The sequence below is a fragment of the Streptomyces sp. NPDC002643 genome (genome assembly GCF_053592555.1).
Map to the genome: position 1 here is coordinate 88,386 of NZ_JBSFVY010000022.1, position 18,538 is coordinate 106,923.

General features: G+C 72.3%; 16 protein-coding genes. 9 read left to right on the forward strand and 7 right to left on the reverse strand.

The window, feature by feature from the left end; translation table 11 throughout:
* Nucleotides 1-22 precede the first annotated feature (22 nt).
* Nucleotides 23-1,354, forward strand: coding sequence for a M20 family metallo-hydrolase (locus ACWD4G_RS29850; RefSeq protein ID WP_451298804.1), 1,332 nt, complete (start codon nucleotides 23-25; stop codon nucleotides 1,352-1,354).
* Nucleotides 1,347-2,501, forward strand: coding sequence for an ArgE/DapE family deacylase (locus ACWD4G_RS29855; RefSeq protein WP_451298806.1), 1,155 nt, complete (start codon nucleotides 1,347-1,349; stop codon nucleotides 2,499-2,501). Before ACWD4G_RS29850 ends, ACWD4G_RS29855 begins: the two co-directional genes overlap by 8 nt.
* Before the next feature lie 66 nt (nucleotides 2,502-2,567).
* On the opposite strand, the gene dmpG is transcribed toward ACWD4G_RS29855, so the two are convergent.
* From dmpG to mhpD, 3 genes are read right to left on the reverse strand one after another with little or no spacing between them, the layout of a single operon-like run.
* A complete protein-coding gene (gene dmpG, locus ACWD4G_RS29860) occupies nucleotides 2,568-3,617 on the reverse strand; it encodes a 4-hydroxy-2-oxovalerate aldolase (RefSeq protein WP_451298808.1) in 1,050 nt (349 codons plus the stop codon).
* Complete coding sequence (locus tag ACWD4G_RS29865; RefSeq protein ID WP_451298810.1) at nucleotides 3,614-4,573, reverse strand: acetaldehyde dehydrogenase (acetylating); 960 nt, start codon at nucleotides 4,571-4,573, stop codon at nucleotides 3,614-3,616. Before ACWD4G_RS29865 ends, dmpG begins: the two co-directional genes overlap by 4 nt.
* Nucleotides 4,570-5,382 carry a 2-keto-4-pentenoate hydratase gene (gene mhpD, locus ACWD4G_RS29870; protein ID WP_451298812.1) on the reverse strand — a complete coding sequence of 271 codons (813 nt, stop codon included), beginning with the start codon at nucleotides 5,380-5,382 and terminating at the stop codon, nucleotides 4,570-4,572. The genes ACWD4G_RS29865 and mhpD overlap by 4 nt, the downstream gene beginning before the upstream one ends.
* 141 nt (nucleotides 5,383-5,523) lie before the next feature.
* Here mhpD and ACWD4G_RS29875 point away from each other — a divergent pair, with 141 nt between their 5' ends.
* Nucleotides 5,524-6,246, forward strand: coding sequence for an IclR family transcriptional regulator (locus tag ACWD4G_RS29875; protein ID WP_451298944.1), 723 nt, complete (start codon nucleotides 5,524-5,526; stop codon nucleotides 6,244-6,246).
* A gap of 244 nt (nucleotides 6,247-6,490) precedes the next feature.
* Here ACWD4G_RS29875 and ACWD4G_RS29880 read toward each other — a convergent pair whose 3' ends face one another.
* Complete coding sequence (locus ACWD4G_RS29880; protein WP_451298814.1) at nucleotides 6,491-7,132, reverse strand: TetR/AcrR family transcriptional regulator; 642 nt, start codon at nucleotides 7,130-7,132, stop codon at nucleotides 6,491-6,493.
* A gap of 161 nt (nucleotides 7,133-7,293) precedes the next feature.
* Here ACWD4G_RS29880 and ACWD4G_RS29885 point away from each other — a divergent pair, with 161 nt between their 5' ends.
* From ACWD4G_RS29885 to ACWD4G_RS29905, 5 genes are all read left to right on the forward strand, one after another.
* Nucleotides 7,294-8,997, forward strand: a complete 1,704-nt coding sequence (locus tag ACWD4G_RS29885; RefSeq protein ID WP_451298946.1) for a bifunctional 3-(3-hydroxy-phenyl)propionate/3-hydroxycinnamic acid hydroxylase — start codon at nucleotides 7,294-7,296, stop codon at nucleotides 8,995-8,997.
* A gap of 8 nt (nucleotides 8,998-9,005) precedes the next feature.
* Nucleotides 9,006-9,887 (forward strand): alpha/beta fold hydrolase, encoded by an 882-nt coding sequence (locus ACWD4G_RS29890; RefSeq protein WP_451298816.1) that lies wholly within the window; start codon nucleotides 9,006-9,008, stop codon nucleotides 9,885-9,887.
* Complete coding sequence (locus tag ACWD4G_RS29895; protein WP_451298818.1) at nucleotides 9,884-10,918, forward strand: VOC family protein; 1,035 nt, start codon at nucleotides 9,884-9,886, stop codon at nucleotides 10,916-10,918. Before ACWD4G_RS29890 ends, ACWD4G_RS29895 begins: the two co-directional genes overlap by 4 nt.
* Before the next feature lie 62 nt (nucleotides 10,919-10,980).
* Nucleotides 10,981-12,030: an amidohydrolase family protein gene (locus tag ACWD4G_RS29900; protein WP_451298820.1), complete on the forward strand. Its 1,050-nt coding sequence runs from the start codon at nucleotides 10,981-10,983 to the stop codon at nucleotides 12,028-12,030.
* 116 nt (nucleotides 12,031-12,146) lie between these two features.
* Complete coding sequence (locus ACWD4G_RS29905; protein WP_451298822.1) at nucleotides 12,147-13,004, forward strand: PaaX family transcriptional regulator; 858 nt, start codon at nucleotides 12,147-12,149, stop codon at nucleotides 13,002-13,004.
* A 49-nt stretch (nucleotides 13,005-13,053) separates the two neighbouring features.
* Here the strand turns inward: ACWD4G_RS29905 and ACWD4G_RS29910 are convergent, their stop codons facing one another.
* The 3 genes from ACWD4G_RS29910 to ACWD4G_RS29920 form a co-directional block, all read right to left on the reverse strand.
* Entirely contained in the window at nucleotides 13,054-14,319 is a 1,266-nt protein-coding gene (locus ACWD4G_RS29910) for a DUF418 domain-containing protein (RefSeq protein WP_451298824.1), read from the reverse strand.
* A gap of 99 nt (nucleotides 14,320-14,418) precedes the next feature.
* Nucleotides 14,419-15,024, reverse strand: coding sequence for a TetR/AcrR family transcriptional regulator (locus ACWD4G_RS29915; protein ID WP_451298826.1), 606 nt, complete (start codon nucleotides 15,022-15,024; stop codon nucleotides 14,419-14,421).
* 223 nt (nucleotides 15,025-15,247) lie between these two features.
* On the reverse strand, nucleotides 15,248-16,375 hold the full coding sequence (locus tag ACWD4G_RS29920; RefSeq protein WP_451298828.1) for a GAF domain-containing protein: 1,128 nt from the start codon (nucleotides 16,373-16,375) through the stop codon (nucleotides 15,248-15,250).
* Nucleotides 16,376-16,633: 258 nt separating this feature from the next.
* On the opposite strand from ACWD4G_RS29920, the gene ACWD4G_RS29925 reads away from it, so the two are divergent.
* The gene (locus ACWD4G_RS29925; protein WP_451298830.1) at nucleotides 16,634-18,463 is read left to right on the forward strand and encodes a serine/threonine-protein kinase; all 1,830 of its coding nucleotides are present in this window, start codon (nucleotides 16,634-16,636) and stop codon (nucleotides 18,461-18,463) included.
* The last annotated feature ends 75 nt before the right edge of the window (nucleotides 18,464-18,538 follow it).

Genomic DNA, 18,538 nt, shown 5'->3' on the forward strand with positions numbered 1-18,538 from the left:
CGCCCCCTCCGGGAGACAGCCCATGACGAACCCCGTCCCCGACACGCTCACCCCCGCCACGGGCCCCGCCGTGCTCACCGTCGACCGCGAACGGCTGTGGCGGTCCTTGATGGACCTCGCCGAGATCGGCGCGTACGACGACGAGCGCACCGGGCTGCGAGGCGTGGACCGGCTCGCCCTCACCGATGCCGACGCGGCCGGGCGCCGCCGGGTCGTCGCGTGGATGGAGGAGGCCGGGCTGACGGTCCGGGTCGACCGGATGGGCAACATCTACGGTCGCCGCGAGGGCACCGATCCCACCGCCGCGCCGGTGCTGACCGGCTCGCACATCGACAGCGTCGCCACGGCCGGCGCCTTCGACGGCTGTCTCGGGGTCCTCGGCGGTATCGAGGTCGTACGGACCCTGAACGAGCGCGGTATCCGTACCCGCCGCCCCATCGAGGTCGCCGTCTTCACCGAGGAGGAGGGCGTCCGGTTCGGCACCGACATGCTCGGCAGCGCCGTGGCCGCCGGACGGCTCTCCCTGTCGTACGCCCACGCGCTGACCGACCGCGACGGGCTGACGCTCGGCGGCGAGCTGGCCCGTACCGGCTTCGACGGGCCCGAGGACGTACGGCTCGCCCCGCCGTACGCCTATGTCGAGTGCCATATCGAACAGGGGCCCGTGCTCGCCGAGAGCGGTGTGGAGATCGGGGTCGTCACCGGTGTGCAGGGCATCTCCTGGCAGGAGATCACCTTCCACGGCCGCGCCGCGCACGCCGGTACCACGCCCACGCGTCTGCGGGTCGACGCCGGTCTCGCCGCCGCGCGGGTCGTCGTCCGGCTGCGGGAGCTGGTCGACTCCGGGGAGTACGGGGAGCTGCGGGCCACGGTCGGTCATCTGGTCGTCCACCCGGACCTCACCAACATCGTCCCGGCGCGGGCCGAGTTGACCGTCGACCTGCGCAATCCCGACGACGTCCAGATGGGCCGCGCGGAGGAGGCCCTGGCCACGTTTCTGCGCGATCTCGAAGACGGCCAGGAGGGGTTGGCCGTGACCACCCGGCGGATGGCGAGGACCGGGTATGTGCCCTTCGACGAGGGCGTGCGGAAGGTGATCGCGGAGGCGGCCGACGACCACGGGCTGCCGTATGTCTCCCTGCTGTCCGGCGCCGGACACGACGCCCAGGAGATCGCCGCGCTCTGCCCCACCGCGATGATCTTCGTCCGTGGCGAGTACGACGGGATCAGCCACAACCCCCGCGAGTACTCCACCCCCGAGGCCTGCGCCCACGGCGTCGACGTCCTCGCCACCACTCTCCTCCGCCTGGCCGAACAGGGCCACAGGGACCAGAAGGAGCATGACCATGTCTGATCACTCGCACGGCGAACCCCGCGCGTTGCTGGCGCGGCTGATCGCCATCGACTCCGTCAATCCCGATCTCGTACCGGGCGGGGCCGGTGAGAAGGCCGTCGCCGACTTCTGCGGGCGGTGGCTGGCCGCTCGCGGCTTCGAGGTGCACAGCCTGGAGCGGCGGCCCGGCCGGCCCTCGCTCGTGGCGGTCGCGCGCGGTACCGGCGGCGGGCGTTCACTGATGCTCAATGGGCATCTCGACACGGTCGGCCTCGCCGGATACGACGGCGATCCGCTGCTGCCGCTGGTCCGGGACGGACGGATGTACGGCCGGGGCGGCTTCGACATGAAGGGCGGGATCGCGGCCATGATGGTCGCCGCCGCCCGGGCCACCGCCGACGGGCCCCTGCGCGGTGATGTCGTCCTCGCCCTGGTCGCCGACGAGGAGCACGGCAGTTCCGGCACCGAGGAGGTGCTGGAGTCCTTCACCGCCGACGCGGCGATCGTGACCGAGCCGAGCCATCTCGAAGTGACCCTCGCGCACAAGGGTTTCGCGTGGTTCGAGGTGGAGGTCGAGGGGCGGGCGGCGCATGGTTCGCGGCCCGATCTGGGGGTGGACGCCATCGTCAAGGCGGGGCATTTCCTGGTGGCGCTGGAGGAGTGGGGCCGGCGGCTCGCCGAGGGTCCGGCCCACCCCCTGCTCGGCACCGGCACCGTGCACGCCTCCCTGATCGACGGCGGTGAGGAGCCGTCCACCTACCCGTCCCGCTGCCGGGTCACCCTGGAGCGCCGTACGGTCCCCGGTGAGGATGTCGACGTCGTCGAGCGGGAGTTGACCGCCGTACTGGACCGACTCGCCGCCACGGTCCCCGACTTCCGGTACCGGCTCGTGCGGGGCATGCACCGCGAGCCCTTCCAGGCCGACCCGGACGCGCCGATCGTACGGACCCTCACCCGCCATGCCGAGCGGGCGCTCGGGCACCCACCGGCGGTGCGGGCCGAGCCGTACTGGACCGACTGCGCCCTGCTGGACCGCGCGGGCATCCCGTGTCTGCTCTTCGGCGTCGACGGCGAGGGCGCCCACGCGGCCACGGAGTACGTCGACCTGGCGTCCCTGGACCGGCTCACCACGATCCTCACGGACACCGTCACCGACTTCTGTGGGTGATCCGTGCTTGATCGGCGCGTGATCCGTGCGTGAGCGCACCCCGGCCCACCGGGACCGCCCGGTGGGTCAGGCCGTCGCCGTGTCCCGGGCCGCCGCGAGGTCCAGGGCGATATCGGTGATCATGTCCTCCTGGCCGCCGACCATCTTGCGGCGGCCCACCTCGACGAGGACGGTCCGGGTGTCGAGGCCGTAGCGGGCGGCGGCGGTCTCGGCGTGGCGGAGGAAGCTGGAGTAGACGCCCGCGTAGCCGAGGGTGAGGGTCTCGCGGTCGACGCGTACGTCACGGTCCTGGAGGGGGCGGACGATGTCGTCGGCGGCGTCCATGAGCGGGAACAGTGCGCAGCCGTGCTCCCAGCCCATCAGGTCGGCGACCGCGATGAACGCCTCCAGCGGGCAGTTCCCGGCCCCGGCTCCCTGCCCGGCGAGCGAGGCGTCGACGCGGGTCGCGCCGCTCTCGACCGCGACGACGCTGTTGGCGACGCCGAGGGCGAGGTTGTGGTGGGCGTGGATGCCCAACTCCGTTGCCGGGTCGAGGACTTCGCGGTAGGCGCGGAAGCGGTCGCGTACGCCGTCCATGGTGAGCCGGCCGCCGGAGTCGGTGACGTAGACGCAGTGGGCGCCGTAGGACTCCATCAGCTTGGCCTGGCGGGCGAGTTCGGCGGGCTCGGCCAGATGGGACATCATCAGGAACCCGGCGACGTCCATGCCCAGCTCCCGCGCGGCGGCGATGTGCTGGGCGGCGATGTCGGCCTCGGTGCAGTGCGTGGCGACGCGTACCGAGCGGATGCCGAGGGAGTGGGCCTGCTTGAGGTCGTGGACCGTGCCGATGCCGGGCAGCAGCAGGGTCGTGGGGACCGCCCGGTGTACGGCGTCGCAGACGGCCTCGATCCACTCCCAGTCGGTTTGCGCGCCGACGCCGTAGGTGACGCTGGACCCGGACAGTCCGTCGCCGTGGGCGATCTCGATCGCGGTGAGCCCGGAGGCGTCCAGCACTGCGGCGATGGTGCGGGCCTGCTCGACGGTGTAGCGGTGCCGGACGGCGTGCATGCCGTCCCGGAGGGTCACGTCCTGGACGTACAACGGGGTCTTCGGGGGCGTGGTCATGGGCGTCGTCATGCGGATGCCACCTCCGTGATGCGGTGTGCGGCCATGCGTTCGGCGGTGCGCAGGGCGGCCGAGGTCATGATGTCGAGGTTGCCGGCGTAGGCGGGGAGGTAGTGGGCGGCGCCCTCGACCTCCAGGAAGACCGAGACGCGGGTGGCCGTACCGGTGCGGGAGGCGTCCGGGAGCAGTTGGCGCAGGGGGTCGTCGCCGGTGACCCTGTCGAACTGGACCTTCTGCTTCAGCCGATAGCCCGGTACGTACGTCTGGACGCGGGCGGCCATCTCCTCGACGGAGGCGGCGACGGCCGTGTCGTCGCAGTCGCCGACGAGGCAGTGCACGGTGTCCCGCATGATCAGCGGGGGTTCCGCCGGGTTGAGGATGATGATGGCCTTGCCCCGCGCGGCGCCGCCGACCTTCTCGATGGCGGCGGAGGTGGTCTCGGTGAACTCGTCGATGTTGGCGCGGGTGCCGGGGCCCGCCGAGCGGGAGGAGATCGAGGCGACGATCTCGCCGTAGTGCACGGGGGTGACGGCGCCCACGGCGGCGACGATCGGGATGGTGGCCTGGCCGCCGCAGGTGACCATGTTGACGTTGTCGGCGCCGAGGTGGGCGTCCGCGTTGACGGGCGGCACGACGTACGGGCCGAGGGCGGCCGGGGTCAGGTCGATCACCGTGCGGCCCGCGGCGCGCAGTACCTGGTCGTTGTGGCGGTGGGCGCCTGCGGAGGTGGCGTCGAAGACGATCCGGACCTCCTCGAACTCGTCGAGTTTCAGCAGCCCTTCGACGCCCTCGTGGGTGGTGGCGACATTGAGGCGGCGGGCGCGGGCCAGGCCGTCGGAGTCCGGGTCGATACCGACCAGGGCGGCCATCTCCAGGGACTCCGACAGCCGCAGCACCTTGATCATCAGGTCGGTGCCGATGTTGCCGGAGCCGATGACGGCGACCTTGGTGGGGCTCGTCGTGCTCATGCGGGGGTTCCTTCCTGGGTGGGTGTCTCGAAGGCGACGGCGACCGTGCCGAGGCCCTCGATCCGGGCCGTGAACTCGTCTCCGGCGGCGACGGTGGCCATCGGGCCGAGCGCCCCGGTGAGGACGGTGTCCCCGGCGCGCAGCGGGTCGCCGAGCAAGGCGAGGGTGGAGGCCAGCCAGCAGGCCGCGTTGAGGGGGCCGCCGAGGCAGTCGGCGCCGGTGCCCCGGGAGACGGTCTCGCCGTTCTGGTCCAGGCTCATCCGGACGCCCCGCAGATCGACGCGGTCCAGCGGTACGGGAGCGCCACCGAGGACGTACAGACCGCTGGAGGCGTTGTCGGCGACGGTGTCGACGATGTTGATGTCCCAGCCCGCGATACGGCTGTCGACGATCTCCAGCGCGGGCAGCGCGAAGGCCGTGGCGAGCAGCAGATCGGCGACCGTGCACGCGCGGTGCGGCAGATCCCGGCCCAGCACGAGCGCGACCTCGGCCTCGACCTTCGGCTGCAACAGCCGCCCGGCGGGGACGACACCGCCGTCCGGTACCGCCATGTCCGCGAAGAGGGTGCCGAAGTCCGGCTGGCCGACGCCCAGTTGGCGCTGAACGGCCGGTGAGGTCAGCCCGATCTTCCGGCCGACCGGGCGGCGGCCCTGGGAGAGACCCCGTTCGACATTGAAGCGCTGGACGGCGTACGCGGTGTCGATGCCGTCGGACGCCGGGAGCAGATCGCGTACGGGAGGGCAGGGGATGCCGGTGCGGGCGGCCTCCTCCAGAAGAGCGGCCACCTTGGCCACTGCGGGAGCGGTCACGCGGGACACCTCCGGGGGTAGGGGGTGGGTCGGGCGGTGGTGGGGGAGGAGGCCACCGCCCGAGTCGAGGACCAGGTATAGGCGGCATGTCGACCATCGGGCAAAATCTGTTCCATGACACGGAACAGCGACGCCGGGAATATGCTCGACAAGGCGGCGGCCCTCATGGATTGCTTCCGTCCAGATGGCGGATCGTTCCGCCTCACGGAACTGGCCGAGCGATCGGGGCTGGCGAAGACGACCGTCTTCCGGGTGTGCGGGGATCTGGTCCGGCTGGGCTGGCTGGAGCGGGACGGGGAGGTGTACCGGCTCGGCGGGAAGCTGTTCGAGCTGGGTTCGCTGGTGCCGCGTCGGCACGATCTGCGGGAGACGGCGCTGCCGTTCCTCCAGGACCTGTTCGAGGCCACGCACGAGACGGTGCACCTGGGTGTGCGCGAGGGGCACGAGGTGGTCTACGTCGAACGCATCCACGGCCACGATCCGCTCCGGCTGCCTTCCCGGATCGGCGGCCGGCTCCCGCTGACCTGCACGGGTGTCGGCAAGGCCCTGCTGGCGTTCTCCGGGGCGGAGCTGACCGAGGAGGTGCTGGCCGCGCCGCTGCCCAGCCTCACCCCGTACTCGATCACCGACCCCCGGCGGCTGCGTACCGCCGTGGAACAGGCCCAGGTGTCGGGCCTCGCCTACGAGGAGCAGGAGGCCGCGCTGGGCGTCAGCTGTATCGCGGCCCCCGTCTTCGACGGCCCCGTAGCGGCGGCGGCCCTGTCGGTGGCGGTCCCCCGCGACCGCTTCCACCCCGCCCAACTGGCCCCGGCGGTCCGCACGGCGGCGCTGGGGCTGTCGCGGGCGCTGCGCGGCGGGGTGTGACGGGGTTCCGCCCGGCGGGGAGCGGGCCTGCGGGTCGGAGCCGTCCCGGCACCCCTGCGGGCCCGCCGCCGGGACCGCGCGGCCCAGGGGCCCTCGCATGCGCTGTGCACGGGGTTCGAATGGGCTCCCTGCGAGCACGGGAGCAAGCCGCTGATCAGCTCCTGCAAGCTGATGTGCCGGGGGGCGGGGCCTTTCCGCTGGGCGCTACCCCCTCGCCGCCCCTCGCGCCGGGTGGCCGTCGGAGTCAGCCCGCGCTCCTCGCCTCCTCCGCCATGCGCAGCGCCGTCTCGTAGACCAGCCGCGCGTGCAGCTCGAACATCGTCACCAGGTCGACGGTGTCGCCGCTGATCTCGCGTTGGACGAACAGGCCGTCGGCGCCGGCGACGGCGTACGTGGTCAGGGTGTGGACGTCGTCCTCGGCCAGGTCGGGGACCAGTTCGCGGATGACCTCGGTGATCTTCTCGCGGGCGATGTCGCGGACCTGGAGGAAGACCGTGCGGCCCCGGGGCTCGGTGGGGCGGCGTTCCAGGGCGAGCATCAGGCCCAGTCGGAGGAAGTCCGGGGCCTCGACGAGGGAACGGGCGACGTTCGCCGCCATCGTGGCGATCCGCTCGCGCGGGGTGCCCTCGTCCTCCCCGGGCAGTTCCAGGGCCGCGAGCCAGCTCTCGAAGCTGCGCTCGATGACCGCGGCGATCAGGTCGTCCTTGTCCTTGAAGTGCCAGTAGATGGAGCTGGCGGGCAGTCCGCACTTGGCGCTGACCGCCGCGATCGACGTGCCCTCGTAGCCGCGCTCGCCGGCGATCTCCACCGTGGCGTCGAGGATGCGCTGGCGCGACTCCACCCCGTTGGCGCGCTTCTTGCGCGTCGTCCGCGGCCTGGTGGTCATGGCGATGTCCTTCCCTCACGCAGGCGCTCTTCCCGTCGATCCGGTACTCGACCGGCCACCGATCCGGCACTTGACCGGCTACTGCGCCCAGCTTACCGTAGCAGCCATTCCAATTGGAATGAGCGCTACAGGAACGACAGTGAGGTGGCCTGGTGAGTGCGATCAGTGCCGGGAACAGAGCAGAAGACCCCGAGAACAACAGTGCCGAGGGCGGCGCCTACGACGTCGCGGTGATCGGATACGGGCCGACCGGCGTGACCGCCGCCAATCTGCTGGGCGCGCTGGGCCTGAAGGTCGTCGTGCTGGAGCGCGACGCCGAGGTCTACTCCAGGGCGCGGGCGATCTCCACCGACGAGGAGGTCATCCGGATCTGGCAGCGCGTCGGCCTCGCCGACCGGCTCAAGGAGGACATGCTCGCCGAGCGCCCGCTGGACTTCGTCGACGCGTCCGGCCGTACCTTCCTCAGCGCCTGCCCCGCCCCGCGCGGCCACGGCCATCCCCCGCAGATGTTCCTCTACCAGCCCGCCCTGGAGCAGGTCCTGCGCGACGGCGTCGGTCGCTATCCGAACGTCGAGGTGCTCCTCCGCCACGAGTGTCTGCGGCTGCGCCAGTCCGCAGACGGCGCCGGCGTCGAGTTGACGGTGCTGGGCGCCGACGACTCCGTACGACGCCTGCGCGCCTCGTACGTCATCGCGGCCGACGGCGGCTCCAGCCTCACCCGCGCCCAGCTCAACGTGGGCTACGAGGGGCGGACGTACGAGGACCGCTGGGTCGTTGTCGATACGAAGATGCTGAAGCCTTGGCCGGACCATGACCGGCTGCGGTTCCGCTGCGATCCGGTACGCCCGGCCGTGGACTGCCCGACGCCGCTGGGGCACCACCGGTGGGAGTTCCCGATCCTGCCGGGCGACGACGAGACGCGGCTGACCTCGCATGACGCCATCTACGCGATGGTTTCGCGGTACGGGATCGGGCGGGATCAGGTCGAGATCCTGCGGGCCACCGTCTACAGCCACCATGTCCGTTTCGCCGCCCGGTTCCGCGTCGGCCGGGTCTTTCTCGCCGGGGACGCCGCCCACGCCATGCCGCCGTGGATCGGCCAGGGCATGGCCGCCGGGGTGCGCGACGCGGCCAACCTGTGCTGGAAGCTGGCCGCCGTCCTGCGCGGTGAACTGCCGGAGAGCCTGCTCGATTCGTACGAGGCCGAGCGCAAACCGCATGTCAAGGAGGTCACCCGGCGGGCGGTGCTGGTCGGGCGGATCATCACCGAGCGCCGGCTCCCCGTGGCCCGCGTCCGGGACCGGGCCCTGCGTGCCGTCGGCCCCGTCACGGGCGTCACCAACCGTCTGGTCGACGCCAACTGGATACCGGTCGCCCACTACGCCCAGGGCTTCCAGGCCGGTGCGCGTACGAAGGGCTTCCCGGTCGGCCCACTCATCAAGGGCGTCCCGGTCGGCAGACTCATCAAGGGCTTCCAAGCCGGCCCGAGAACCAAGGCCGCCGGCCGTCAGATCCCCCAGCCCCGGGTCACCGGCCCCGACGGCGACCGGGTCCGCCTGGACGACGTACTCGCCGGCCGCTGGCTCCTCCTGCGCACCGGGGCGTCGTCCGTGCCGCAGCCCGCGTGGGAGCGCGCCGGAGTGCCCACGCTGACCGTCCTCCCGGCGGGCTCCCGCCCGGCCGAGGGCACGGTCGTCGACAGCGACGGCGTCCTGCTGCCCTGGCTGACCGCCCATCGCGCGGCCACCCTCGCCCTGCGCCCCGACGCCTACGTCTACGCCGCCGCCCGGGCCGGAGCCCAACTCCCGCCGCCCCCGGCCGGGTTCGCCCCGGCCGCCCCGCGTACGACCGCCGCCACCAGTTAGGGAACGCCATGTCCACGTACACCGCACCCCCGTCACCCCCGTCCCTGCGGGAGTCGCTGCTCGAAGTCGCGGGCAAGCAGATCTTCGTCGCGGAGACCGGCGACGGCCCGCCCGTCCTGCTGCTGCACGGCGGCGGCCCCGGCGCCTGCGGAGTCTCCAACTACTCGCGGAACATCGCCGCGTTGGCGAAGGAGTACCGGGTCATCGTGCCCGACCTGCCCGGCTACGGCCGCAGCACCAAGGGCATCGACGGCACCGACCCCTTCGGCTGTCTGGCCACCGGCATCCGGGGCCTGCTCGACATACTCGGCCTCGACAGGGCCCACCTGGTCGGCAACTCCTACGGCGGTGCCTGCGCGCTGCGCCTCGCCCTGGACACCCCCGACCGCGTCGACCGCATGGTGCTGATGGGCCCCGGCGGCATCGGCACCACCCGCGCCCTGCCCACCCCCGGCCTCAACAGCCTGCTCGACTACTACTCCGGGGACGGCCCTTCACGGCTGAAGCTGGAGAAGTTCATCCGCACCCATCTGGTCTTCAACGCGGCCGACGTCCCCGACTCCGTCATCGACGCCCGCTACCAGGCGTCCATCGACCCGGAGGTGATCGCGGCCCCACCGCTGCGCCGCCCCTCCGGACCGGGCGCGCTGAGGACCCTGTGGAAGATGGACTTCACCCGCGACGACCGCCTCTCCCGGCTGCCCGTACCGACCCTGGTCCTGTGGGGCGCGGCCGACAAGGTCAACCGCCCCTCCGGCGGCCGGATGCTGGCCGACCGCATGCCCAACTGCGATCTGTACGAGGTCGCCAACACCGGGCACTGGGTGCAGTTCGAGCGGGCCGACCTGTTCAACCGGATCTGCGCGGGCTTCCTGGCGGGCCGACGATGAGCACATCGGCCTTCGGGAACGCCGATGACGACTTCCCGTCCGTCTTCGGCGCGGTCCACCTCGGCTACCTGGTGATCGAGACGAACCGCTTCACCGACTGGCGGCGCTTCGGCGTGGACGCCATCGGGATGCACCACGACGACCTCGACACCGGGCTGATGCGTTTCCGCCTCGACGACCACGAGTGCCGCTTCCTGCTGCGGCGCGGGCCCGCCGAGGACGTCGTCACCATCGGCTGGCACCTCGACGACCACACCACCTTCGAGCGGATCGAGGCCCGGGTCCGCGCCCACGGTGTGCCGTGCGCCGAGGGCACCGCCGAGGAGGCGCGGCAGCGCGGCGTCGAACGGCTGCTGCGCTTCCCCGGCCCCAAGGGCATCACCCAGGAGATCTACACCACCCCGGTCCTGACGCCCGAGCCCCTGCGGATGCTCACCTCCGGCTGGGTGACCGGCGACGCCGGTATGGGCCATGTCGCCCTCACCTCCGCCCGACCGGCCCTGATGCGGGGCTACTTCCACACCGTCTTCGACGCCCGGCTCACCGACTACATCGACGAGACGATCAGCGGCGTCAAGCTGAAGATCCGCTTCCTGCGCGTCAACGAACGCCACCACTCCATCGCGATCGCCGCCGTACGGGGCCTGCCCATCGACCCGATCCGCACCCGCGTCCAGCACCTCAACACCCAGGCCGCCACCCTGGACGACCTCGCCCGCAGCTACGAGCGCGTCCACGAACTCGGCTTCGACATGGCCCTGTCCGTCGGCCGGCACACCAACGACAAGGAACTCTCCTACTACGCCCGCACCCCGTCGGGCTTCGAGTGGGAGGTCGGCTGGAACCCCCTCGTCATCGACGAGTCCACCTGGCAGCCCACCACCCACCAGGGCATCAGCGTCTGGGGACACACCCCGGTCGGCCAGACCATCGTTGACAAGCTGAACCAGTTCCGACTGGGCGCCCGCTCCCTCGCCCACCCCGAGAGGACCGTGCCCGCCCTCAGCGGCGCCGGCATCCCCGACGACTGAGACCCGACCTCCGTCCAGGCCGCCCCTCCCACCCCCTGTAAAAGCCGAGAGGCAGTACCTCCATGGCCATCACCCCCCGCCGGATCGACGTCCACCAGCACCTCGTCCCGCCCCTCTACCGTGACGCGCTCGCCAAAGCCGGGATCGCCGAAGCGGGTGGACGCGCGGTGCCCGGCTGGAGCGCCGCCGCCGCGCTGGAGGCGATGGATCTGCTGGGCACCGAGACCGCGATCCTCTCCGTCTCCACGCCCGGCACCACCTTCCTGACCGACCGGGCCGAGGCCGCCGATCTGGCCCGGCGGCTCAACGACCACTCCGCCGCCGTCACCGCCGAACACCCCGGCCGCTTCGGCTGGTTCGCCACCCTGCCGATGCCGGACGCCGAGGCGTCGGCCGAGGAGGCCGAGCGCGCGCTGACGGAACTCCGCGCCGACGGGGTCACCCTGCTCGCCAACACCCGGGGCGCGTATCTCGGCGCGGAGGGCCAGGACGCGCTGTGGCGGGTCCTCGACGAGCGCCGTGCCGTGGTCCTCGTCCACCCGGCCGATCTGCCCGCGCCCACCGTCGACGGCATCCCGCCCTTCGCCGCCGACTTCCTCCTCGACACCACCCGCGCCGCGTACCTCCTCGTACGCGACGGCGTCCCCGGCCGCTACCCGAACATCCGGTTCCTCCTCAGCCACGCCGGCGGCTTCCTGCCGTACGCCTCCCACCGTATGGCCGTGGCCATGGCGAGCGAGACCGGGCGCAGCCCGCTGGACATCCTGGAGGACTTCCGAGGCTTCTACTTCGACACCGCGCTCTCCTCCAGCCCGGCCGCCCTGCCGTCGCTGCTGGCGTTCGCCCGACCCGGCCGCGTCCTGTTCGGCAGCGACTGGCCGTTCGCGCCCGTGGCGGCGGGCCAGTACTTCGCCAACGGGCTCGACGACGGAGTCGCCCCCGACACCCTCGCCGCGATCAACCGCACCAACGCCGAGACCCTCTTCCCCCGCCTGGCCACCACCGCCACCACACCCCCACCGGCCCGCCCCCTCACCGCACGCCTGCGCATGTCCGCCCAACGCTCGGGCGCCCGCCTCTTCTTCAAGCTGATCCGGACCGGGACGCGGTGAGTACCGGGCCGAGTGCGAGTCGGGCCGAGTGCGAGTCGGGGCGGGGGCGTTCACCTGCGGCCTTGTCGTCTCGGCCGGTCGCTGCGGTGGTGAGGGGCGGTCGTAGGCTTGGGCCCGTGGAGGACTACGACATCCTGGACACCCCGGACGGCCCGGCGCCGCGCCCTCAGTCGCTCATGCTCGCCTTCTTCGGCAGCCATGTGCTGGAGGAGGGCGACAGCGACCTGTGCGTGTACTCCGGCAGCATCATCGACGTACTCGGCCGCGTCGGAGTCGGGGAACAGGCCGTACGCTCCACGCTGACCCGTATGGTCAACCGCGGGCTGCTGCGGCGCCGGCGGGAGGGCCGCAAGATGTACTTCGGCCTCACCCCGCAGGCGACCCGGGTCCTCCAGGACGGCCGCGTCCGCATCTGGGAGCAGGGCGCCGTCAACGACGACTGGGACGGCACCTGGACCCTGCTCGGCTTCTCCCTCCCCGACTCCTGGAAGCGCCAGCGCCACGATCTGCGCTCCCGGCTGACCTGGTCCGGTTTCGGCGCCCTCTACAGCGGGCTGTGGATCGCCCCCGGTGAGGTGGATGTCACCGGTGTGGTCGCCGAGTTGGGGCTCACCGAGCACGTCAAGATCTTCCACTCCCGGGCCGATCCGACCACCGACATCGCGCTGATGATCCGCGACACCTGGGACCTGGAGACCATCGCCACCCGCTATGTCGGCTTCGACAAGCGGTGGACGGCCCAACTGGGCGCGGTGGCCGGGCAGTGCCCGATCGGCGTCGGGCTGCTGCTGGTCAGCGAGTGGCTTTCCATCATCCGTACCGACCCCCGCCTGCCCGCCCGTCACCTTCCGTCGGACTGGCCGGCCGGCCCGGCCCAGGAGACCTTCCGGCGGGTGGCCGACCAGACCCGTGAGCCCGGCCGCCGGCTGGCCCGCGAGCAACTGGACATGGTCCCCTGGGCCGAGGCCGAGTGAACACGAGGGCCATCAGCGGCAGTTGACGGGACGACTCGGCAGCGGGCGGTCAACGGACCCGTTCCGCCGGCTTGGTGGCCTTGCCGAGCAGCCACTCCAGGGGGCCGCGCCGGACGTACCGCGACCACAGCGTCGCGAAGACGCTCACCACGAGCAGGAACCCGACCAGTACGTGCACCGGGGAACCGGGCAACTCCTCGATGCCGAGGGCGTGGATACCGAGGACGTGCAGGACGTACGCGGTCAGGGACATCGAGCCGACCGCGACGACCGGACGGGCGAGGCGCGGCAGTCGCGGGAACGCGTCGACGGCGGCGAGACAGCCGACCAGGATCGTGAGCGCGACCCCCGTGTTGCCCACGATCGACAGCGTCGTCTCGCTGTGCGGTGAGGCCACCAGCAGCGCGTACGGGCTCTCGCCGCTCGGCCAGCCCCAGGTGTCCGACCACCACGCCGAGGCCGCCGCGCCGTCGCCGTCCACACCGGACTCCCCCACCTTCGCGAGGGCGCCGGGCACCAGGCGCAGGGCCAGCCAGGAGCCGCCGTAGCCGAGTACGGCCAGGGCGACGCCGGTGAGGGCGAGGCGTACGCGGACGGCGGTGGCCGTCAGGTCCAGCCGGGCCACGGCCATACCGGCCACCACGAACGGAACCCAGGTCAGGGCCGGGTAGCCGCCGGTGAAGAGGAGGGAGACCAGGCCGTCGGCGTCCTCGGGCCAGGCCCAGATGCCGCCGGGCTCGGTGTCGTGGAGCAGCCGCGTGACGACGTACAGGATCTGGGGCAGGACCAGTGTGCCGAGGGCGGCGATGATCGCCAAGGGGCGGGCGCTCAACCGGTACAGGGGCAGGACCAGCAGGAAGAACAGGCCGTAAAAGGCGAGGATCACCTCGACCGGGGTGCCGGTGAGGGTGAGCGCGGTGCCCGCGGCGAGGAGCACGACCGCCCGGATGACCACCTTGGCGACGGCCTGCCGGCCCGCGCGACCGGTCTTCGGCGCGCTGCGACCGGTGATCAGGACGATCGAGAAACCGGCCAGGAAGGCGAAGAGCGCCGAGGCCCGGCCGTGCGACAACTCCATGAGAAAGCCGACGGTTCCCCCCTCGGAGGGATCGGGCCCGACATGAGCCGCGTACATGCCGAACACCGCGAGCCCCCGGGCGAGATCCACACCGATGAGGCGGGGGGTGGAGGGGGCCGCCGATGTGGGAGCGGCAGTGGGGTGCGGGGTGGGGGCGGCGGGAGGTCGGGGGTGGGAGTGCTTGGGCAGGGCCGTCGTCGGGCAGGGCGGGGCCTGTTCGCCTGTGTCCTTGGGCATACTCCCAGGCTGTGGAACGGCCCGTTCGCGGAGTATCCGGCAAGTGTCCGGTTTGCCCCCGCCACCCGGCGGGGGCGCACGCCGTCGCTCGCCACCCGGTCAGGAGCGGCTGTCCGACCCCATGCCCAACAGGCCGTTGATCACCAGCGTCGCCAACGCGTCTGCCGTGGCGGCGAGTTGCTCCGGCGAGGCGGGGTCGGGGCGGCCGAGGCGGCGGGCCAGCGGGGCTTCCACCATCCCCGCGACGGGCGGGACCACGGCGAAGAAGAGCACGTCCGGTGGGATGGGGGCCATCCGTCCGGCGGCGACCAGCCGCTCGATGCTGGGCTCCATGGCCCGTAGCGTCCGGGCGATGAAGTTCTCGTACAGATAGTCCAACCGCTCGGTGTCGAGGTTGAGTTCGTTGAGGAGCAGCCGTCCGACGAGGGGGGAGTCCACCGCGCTCCGGTAGAAGTGGACGATGAACTGCCGTAGCCAGTCGGCGTCGTCGCCGCTGGGCTCGATGCCGATCATGGTGGTGAGCTGCGGTTCCATGGCGTGGTCCACCACCGCACGCCAGAAGGCCATCTTGGAGCCGTAGCGGTCGTTGATGAAGTTGTGGCTGACGCCCAGGCGGCGGGCCAACTCGCGTGCGGAGGCCCGGTCGTAGCCCAGTTCGGCGAAGGCTTCGAGGCCACGCAGCAGGATGCTCGCCTCCTCGGGCACCGCGGGAGTGTCGGCGCCGGGGCGCCCCGGCCGTCGAACGGATTCGGCTCTTGCTCCCACGACTGCCTCCATCACTTCCCGCCGGCGTCCCGAACCGGCCGGCCCACGACCATCTTAAGGACCCGTGATCCGGACTTGAGGACCCGCGATGCCGTCCCCCCGAGCCCGCGAACCGCGGCCCGGGCGGCGACCTCCCTTTTATTTGACACCTGTCAGAATATAGCTAAGGTGGAGCCGGCCGAGGGGAGTAGTGGCGGGCGTTGTACACGGCCAGCGCCGCCCGTGCCGCGATCTCCTGGGCCAGCAGCAGATCCTCGTCACCGAAGGGCTCGGGGGTGCCGTACCGGAAGAACTGGGCGATCCCCAAGGTGGCCCCCCGCGCGCACAACGGCACGACCAGCGCCGAGTGGACCGGCACGGCGGCGGAGCCATCGCCGCCGCCCGGCGGATCGAGGTCGTCCAGCGCCTCGATCTCCGGCTTGTGCTGCCGGGACGGCTGCCCGGTGGCCAACGCCCGGGCCTGCGGCGACTCCTCCGCGAAGGTACGCGGCCCCCTCGGCGGTACGTCCCCCTCGTCCCCCTCGTCCGCTTCCCCCGCCGCCCGGCGAGCCACCCGGCACGACACCGGCGGCACCCCGGGCTCGGCGTCATGACCGTGCAGCACGGAGCCGAGCAGATCGACGGTCACGAGATCGGCGAAGGGCTCGGGGACGAGGTCACCACCCGGCCCGGCCGCCGGATCGGCCAGGCAACCGGCCCCCGCGCCACCGACGGCCCCCGCATCGCCGACAGCCCCCGCGTCACCGTCCGCCCCCGTGTCCCCCACGGCGACCGTGAACGGTCTGGTGGCGAAGTCGGCGAGTTCCCGGGTGGTGCGGGCGATGTCCAGGGTGGTTCCGATCCGTACGCTCGCCTCGCTGACCATCGACAGCCGCCACCGCAGCCGACGGTCCCGTTCCTCCTGGTACGCCACGACGCCCTGCTCCGACGAGCGGTCCACATAGCCGGTCGCCACCGCGATCAGTCGCCGTGTCGCCTCGTTGATCAGCCGGGGGTCGTCGGTGAACCGGGGCATCTGGGCGAGCAGTCCGTCGAGGACGATGCCCTGCCCCAGCCGGAGGGCCCGCAGCACGACGCTGACGGGTGTGCCGTGGCGGGCCAGCCGCCGTACCCGTACCAGCTCGCCGACGGGCACCTCGATCCAGCCGGGCTCGACACCGCGTTCGAGGCCGGACAGTACGGCGGTGATGTGTTCGGCGATGTTCTCCGAGGCCATGGCGTCGGGGTGGGCCCACAGTTCGGGCACATCGCGGCGCAGGCACCGCTCCACCTCGGCGATCAGCTCGTCCACCCTCGAAACCGAGCTCCCGCGCGGCACGCGACACCAGCCCCTCAGCCGTGAGGTCCACAATTCGACGTTACGCCGAACGGCCCCGCCCGCAGCCCCGGCCGACGCCCCCTCCGCTCTCCCCGCCCGCCCGGGCGTCCACCGGAACCAGTCCGCACCGGTCCACACCGTTCCACACCGATCCGCCCCATGGCCGGTTCCGGCGGCCGGTTATTGTGGCCGGGCGAATCGAACGTACGCAGGGCTGGCGGAGGGCACGCGGTGTCGGAGGACGTAGGGCGGCTCATCGCCGGGCGCTACCGGCTCACGGAGCAGATCGGCCGCGGCGGCATGGGCACGGTGTGGCGGGCCGAGGACGAGGTCCTCGGCCGTCAGGTCGCGCTCAAGCGACTGCACATCCAGCCCCATCTCTCCCCCGACGACCTGACCAGGCTGTACGAGCGCACCCGCCGCGAGGCCCGCAGCGCCGCCCGGATCGCCCACCCCAACGTGGTCGTCGTCCATGACGTCGTGGACGACCACCAGGACGTCATGGACGGCATCGGCGCCGGCGTCCGCGGAGCGGGCGGTGACGGCGAGGGACAGCCCTGCATCGTCATGGAGTTCGTGCCCGCGCCCACCCTGGCCGACGTCCTGGAGGGCGGCCGGACCATCGCGCCGGAGGAGGCCGCCCGTATCGGGCTGGGCATGGTCGCCGCCCTGCGCGCCGCCCATGCCGCGGGCGTACTGCACCGGGACGTCAAGCCCGGCAATGTGCTGCTGGCCGGGGAGGGCCGGGTCGTCCTCACCGACTTCGGCATCGCGATGACCGCCGACGCCTCGACCCTCACCAAGACCGGCGAGATGGTCGGTTCCATCCACTACATGGCCCCCGAGCGCATTCGTGGCCAGAAGCCCGGCCCCGCCTCCGACCTGTGGGCACTGGGCGCCACGCTGTACCAGGCGGTGGAGGGCCGCCCGCCGTTCCGCCGGCTCACCGCGATGGAGGCCGCGTACGCCATCGCCGTGGACCCCCTGGAGCCGTTGAAGCAGGGCGGCGCCCTGGAACCCCTGATCGAGGCGCTTCTCGCCAAGGACCCCGCCGACCGTCCCTCCGCCGAGGACACGGAACGGGCGCTGCGGGCCGTGGTCTCCGGGTCGACGACCGAGGCCCTGCCGAGGCCGGCCGCCACCGGGCACGCGTCCGCCCCCGGCACGGCCGGCGGGAACCCGTCCGGTGCGAGCGGCACGGGTGGCGGCCGGGTCTTCGGGTCCTGGACCGACGGGGACCGGACCGACGGCGGCCGGATCGGCGGAGACGGGATCGTCGGAGACCGGGCCGACCGGGACCGGGCCGACCGGGCGACGGATCGGGGCGCCACCCAGGAGACCCGCCGGGGAGTCGCCCCGGCCGCCCCCGAGACCCGTCAGGGAGGCATCCCGGCCGCCCAAGGGCAGCCCGGCGACAGCGCCACCCTCTCCCATCGACGCCGGGGCAAGAGCCGCAGCCGCGGTCGTCGCCGTAGCCGCGTACTGGTCCCCGTCGCCATCGCCGTGACCGTGGCCGCCGCCCTCGTCGGAGCCGCGCTCTACAGCACGGTCGGCACGGACGGCGACCCGACGAAGGAGCAGGCCGCCACCCCCTCCTACTCGCCCTCCCCCGTCCCGGACGGCTTCCGCCTCGTCACGGAGAAGGGCCTCGGCGTCTCCTTCCCCGTACCGGACGACTGGACGCTCAAGACACGGACGTCCGAGCAGGTCACGTACATCGACCCGACCGGACTCGCCCAGATCAGCATCGGCATCGTCGACCCCGCGGGCACCCATCCCCTCGCCCACTTCAAGGACATCGAGGCGAACACGAAGGTCAACTACCCGGGCACGTACCGGAAGTTGCGTATGGTCCGCACCACCTTCCGTGGACAGCCCGCCGCGATCTGGGAGTTCACGTTCGAGGGCCGGGCCCGGGCCTTCCGTGCCATCGACCTCGGTTACGGGCAGGAGGGCGAACGCGAGTACGACATCTATCTCTCGGCCCCGGACTCCGGCTGGGACACCTACCGTCCCGTCTTCGACAAGGTCAGGGACGGTTTCCTCACCGACGGCTCCTGAGCGGCCCCCCGGCGGTCGACCCGTGGCACGACGGCAGGACACCGCCCTCGTACGAACCAATGCGGGCCGGTGGCC

Bases quoted from the DNA above. Each gene is read 5' to 3' on its own strand.
- ACWD4G_RS29890 (WP_451298816.1), top strand. From the start codon at position 9,006: ATGTCCACGTACACCGCACCCCCGTCACCCCCGTCCCTGCGGGAGTCG.
- ACWD4G_RS29855 (WP_451298806.1), top strand. From the start codon at position 1,347: ATGTCTGATCACTCGCACGGCGAACCCCGCGCGTTGCTGGCGCGGCTG.
- ACWD4G_RS29850 (WP_451298804.1), top strand. From the start codon at position 23: ATGACGAACCCCGTCCCCGACACGCTCACCCCCGCCACGGGCCCCGCC.
- dmpG (WP_451298808.1), bottom strand. From the start codon at position 3,617: ATGACGACGCCCATGACCACGCCCCCGAAGACCCCGTTGTACGTCCAG.
- ACWD4G_RS29900 (WP_451298820.1), top strand. From the start codon at position 10,981: ATGGCCATCACCCCCCGCCGGATCGACGTCCACCAGCACCTCGTCCCG.
- ACWD4G_RS29895 (WP_451298818.1), top strand. From the start codon at position 9,884: ATGAGCACATCGGCCTTCGGGAACGCCGATGACGACTTCCCGTCCGTC.
- ACWD4G_RS29865 (WP_451298810.1), bottom strand. From the start codon at position 4,573: ATGAGCACGACGAGCCCCACCAAGGTCGCCGTCATCGGCTCCGGCAAC.
- ACWD4G_RS29875 (WP_451298944.1), top strand. From the start codon at position 5,524: ATGCTCGACAAGGCGGCGGCCCTCATGGATTGCTTCCGTCCAGATGGC.
- ACWD4G_RS29880 (WP_451298814.1), bottom strand. From the start codon at position 7,132: ATGACCACCAGGCCGCGGACGACGCGCAAGAAGCGCGCCAACGGGGTG.
- ACWD4G_RS29910 (WP_451298824.1), bottom strand. From the start codon at position 14,319: ATGCCCAAGGACACAGGCGAACAGGCCCCGCCCTGCCCGACGACGGCC.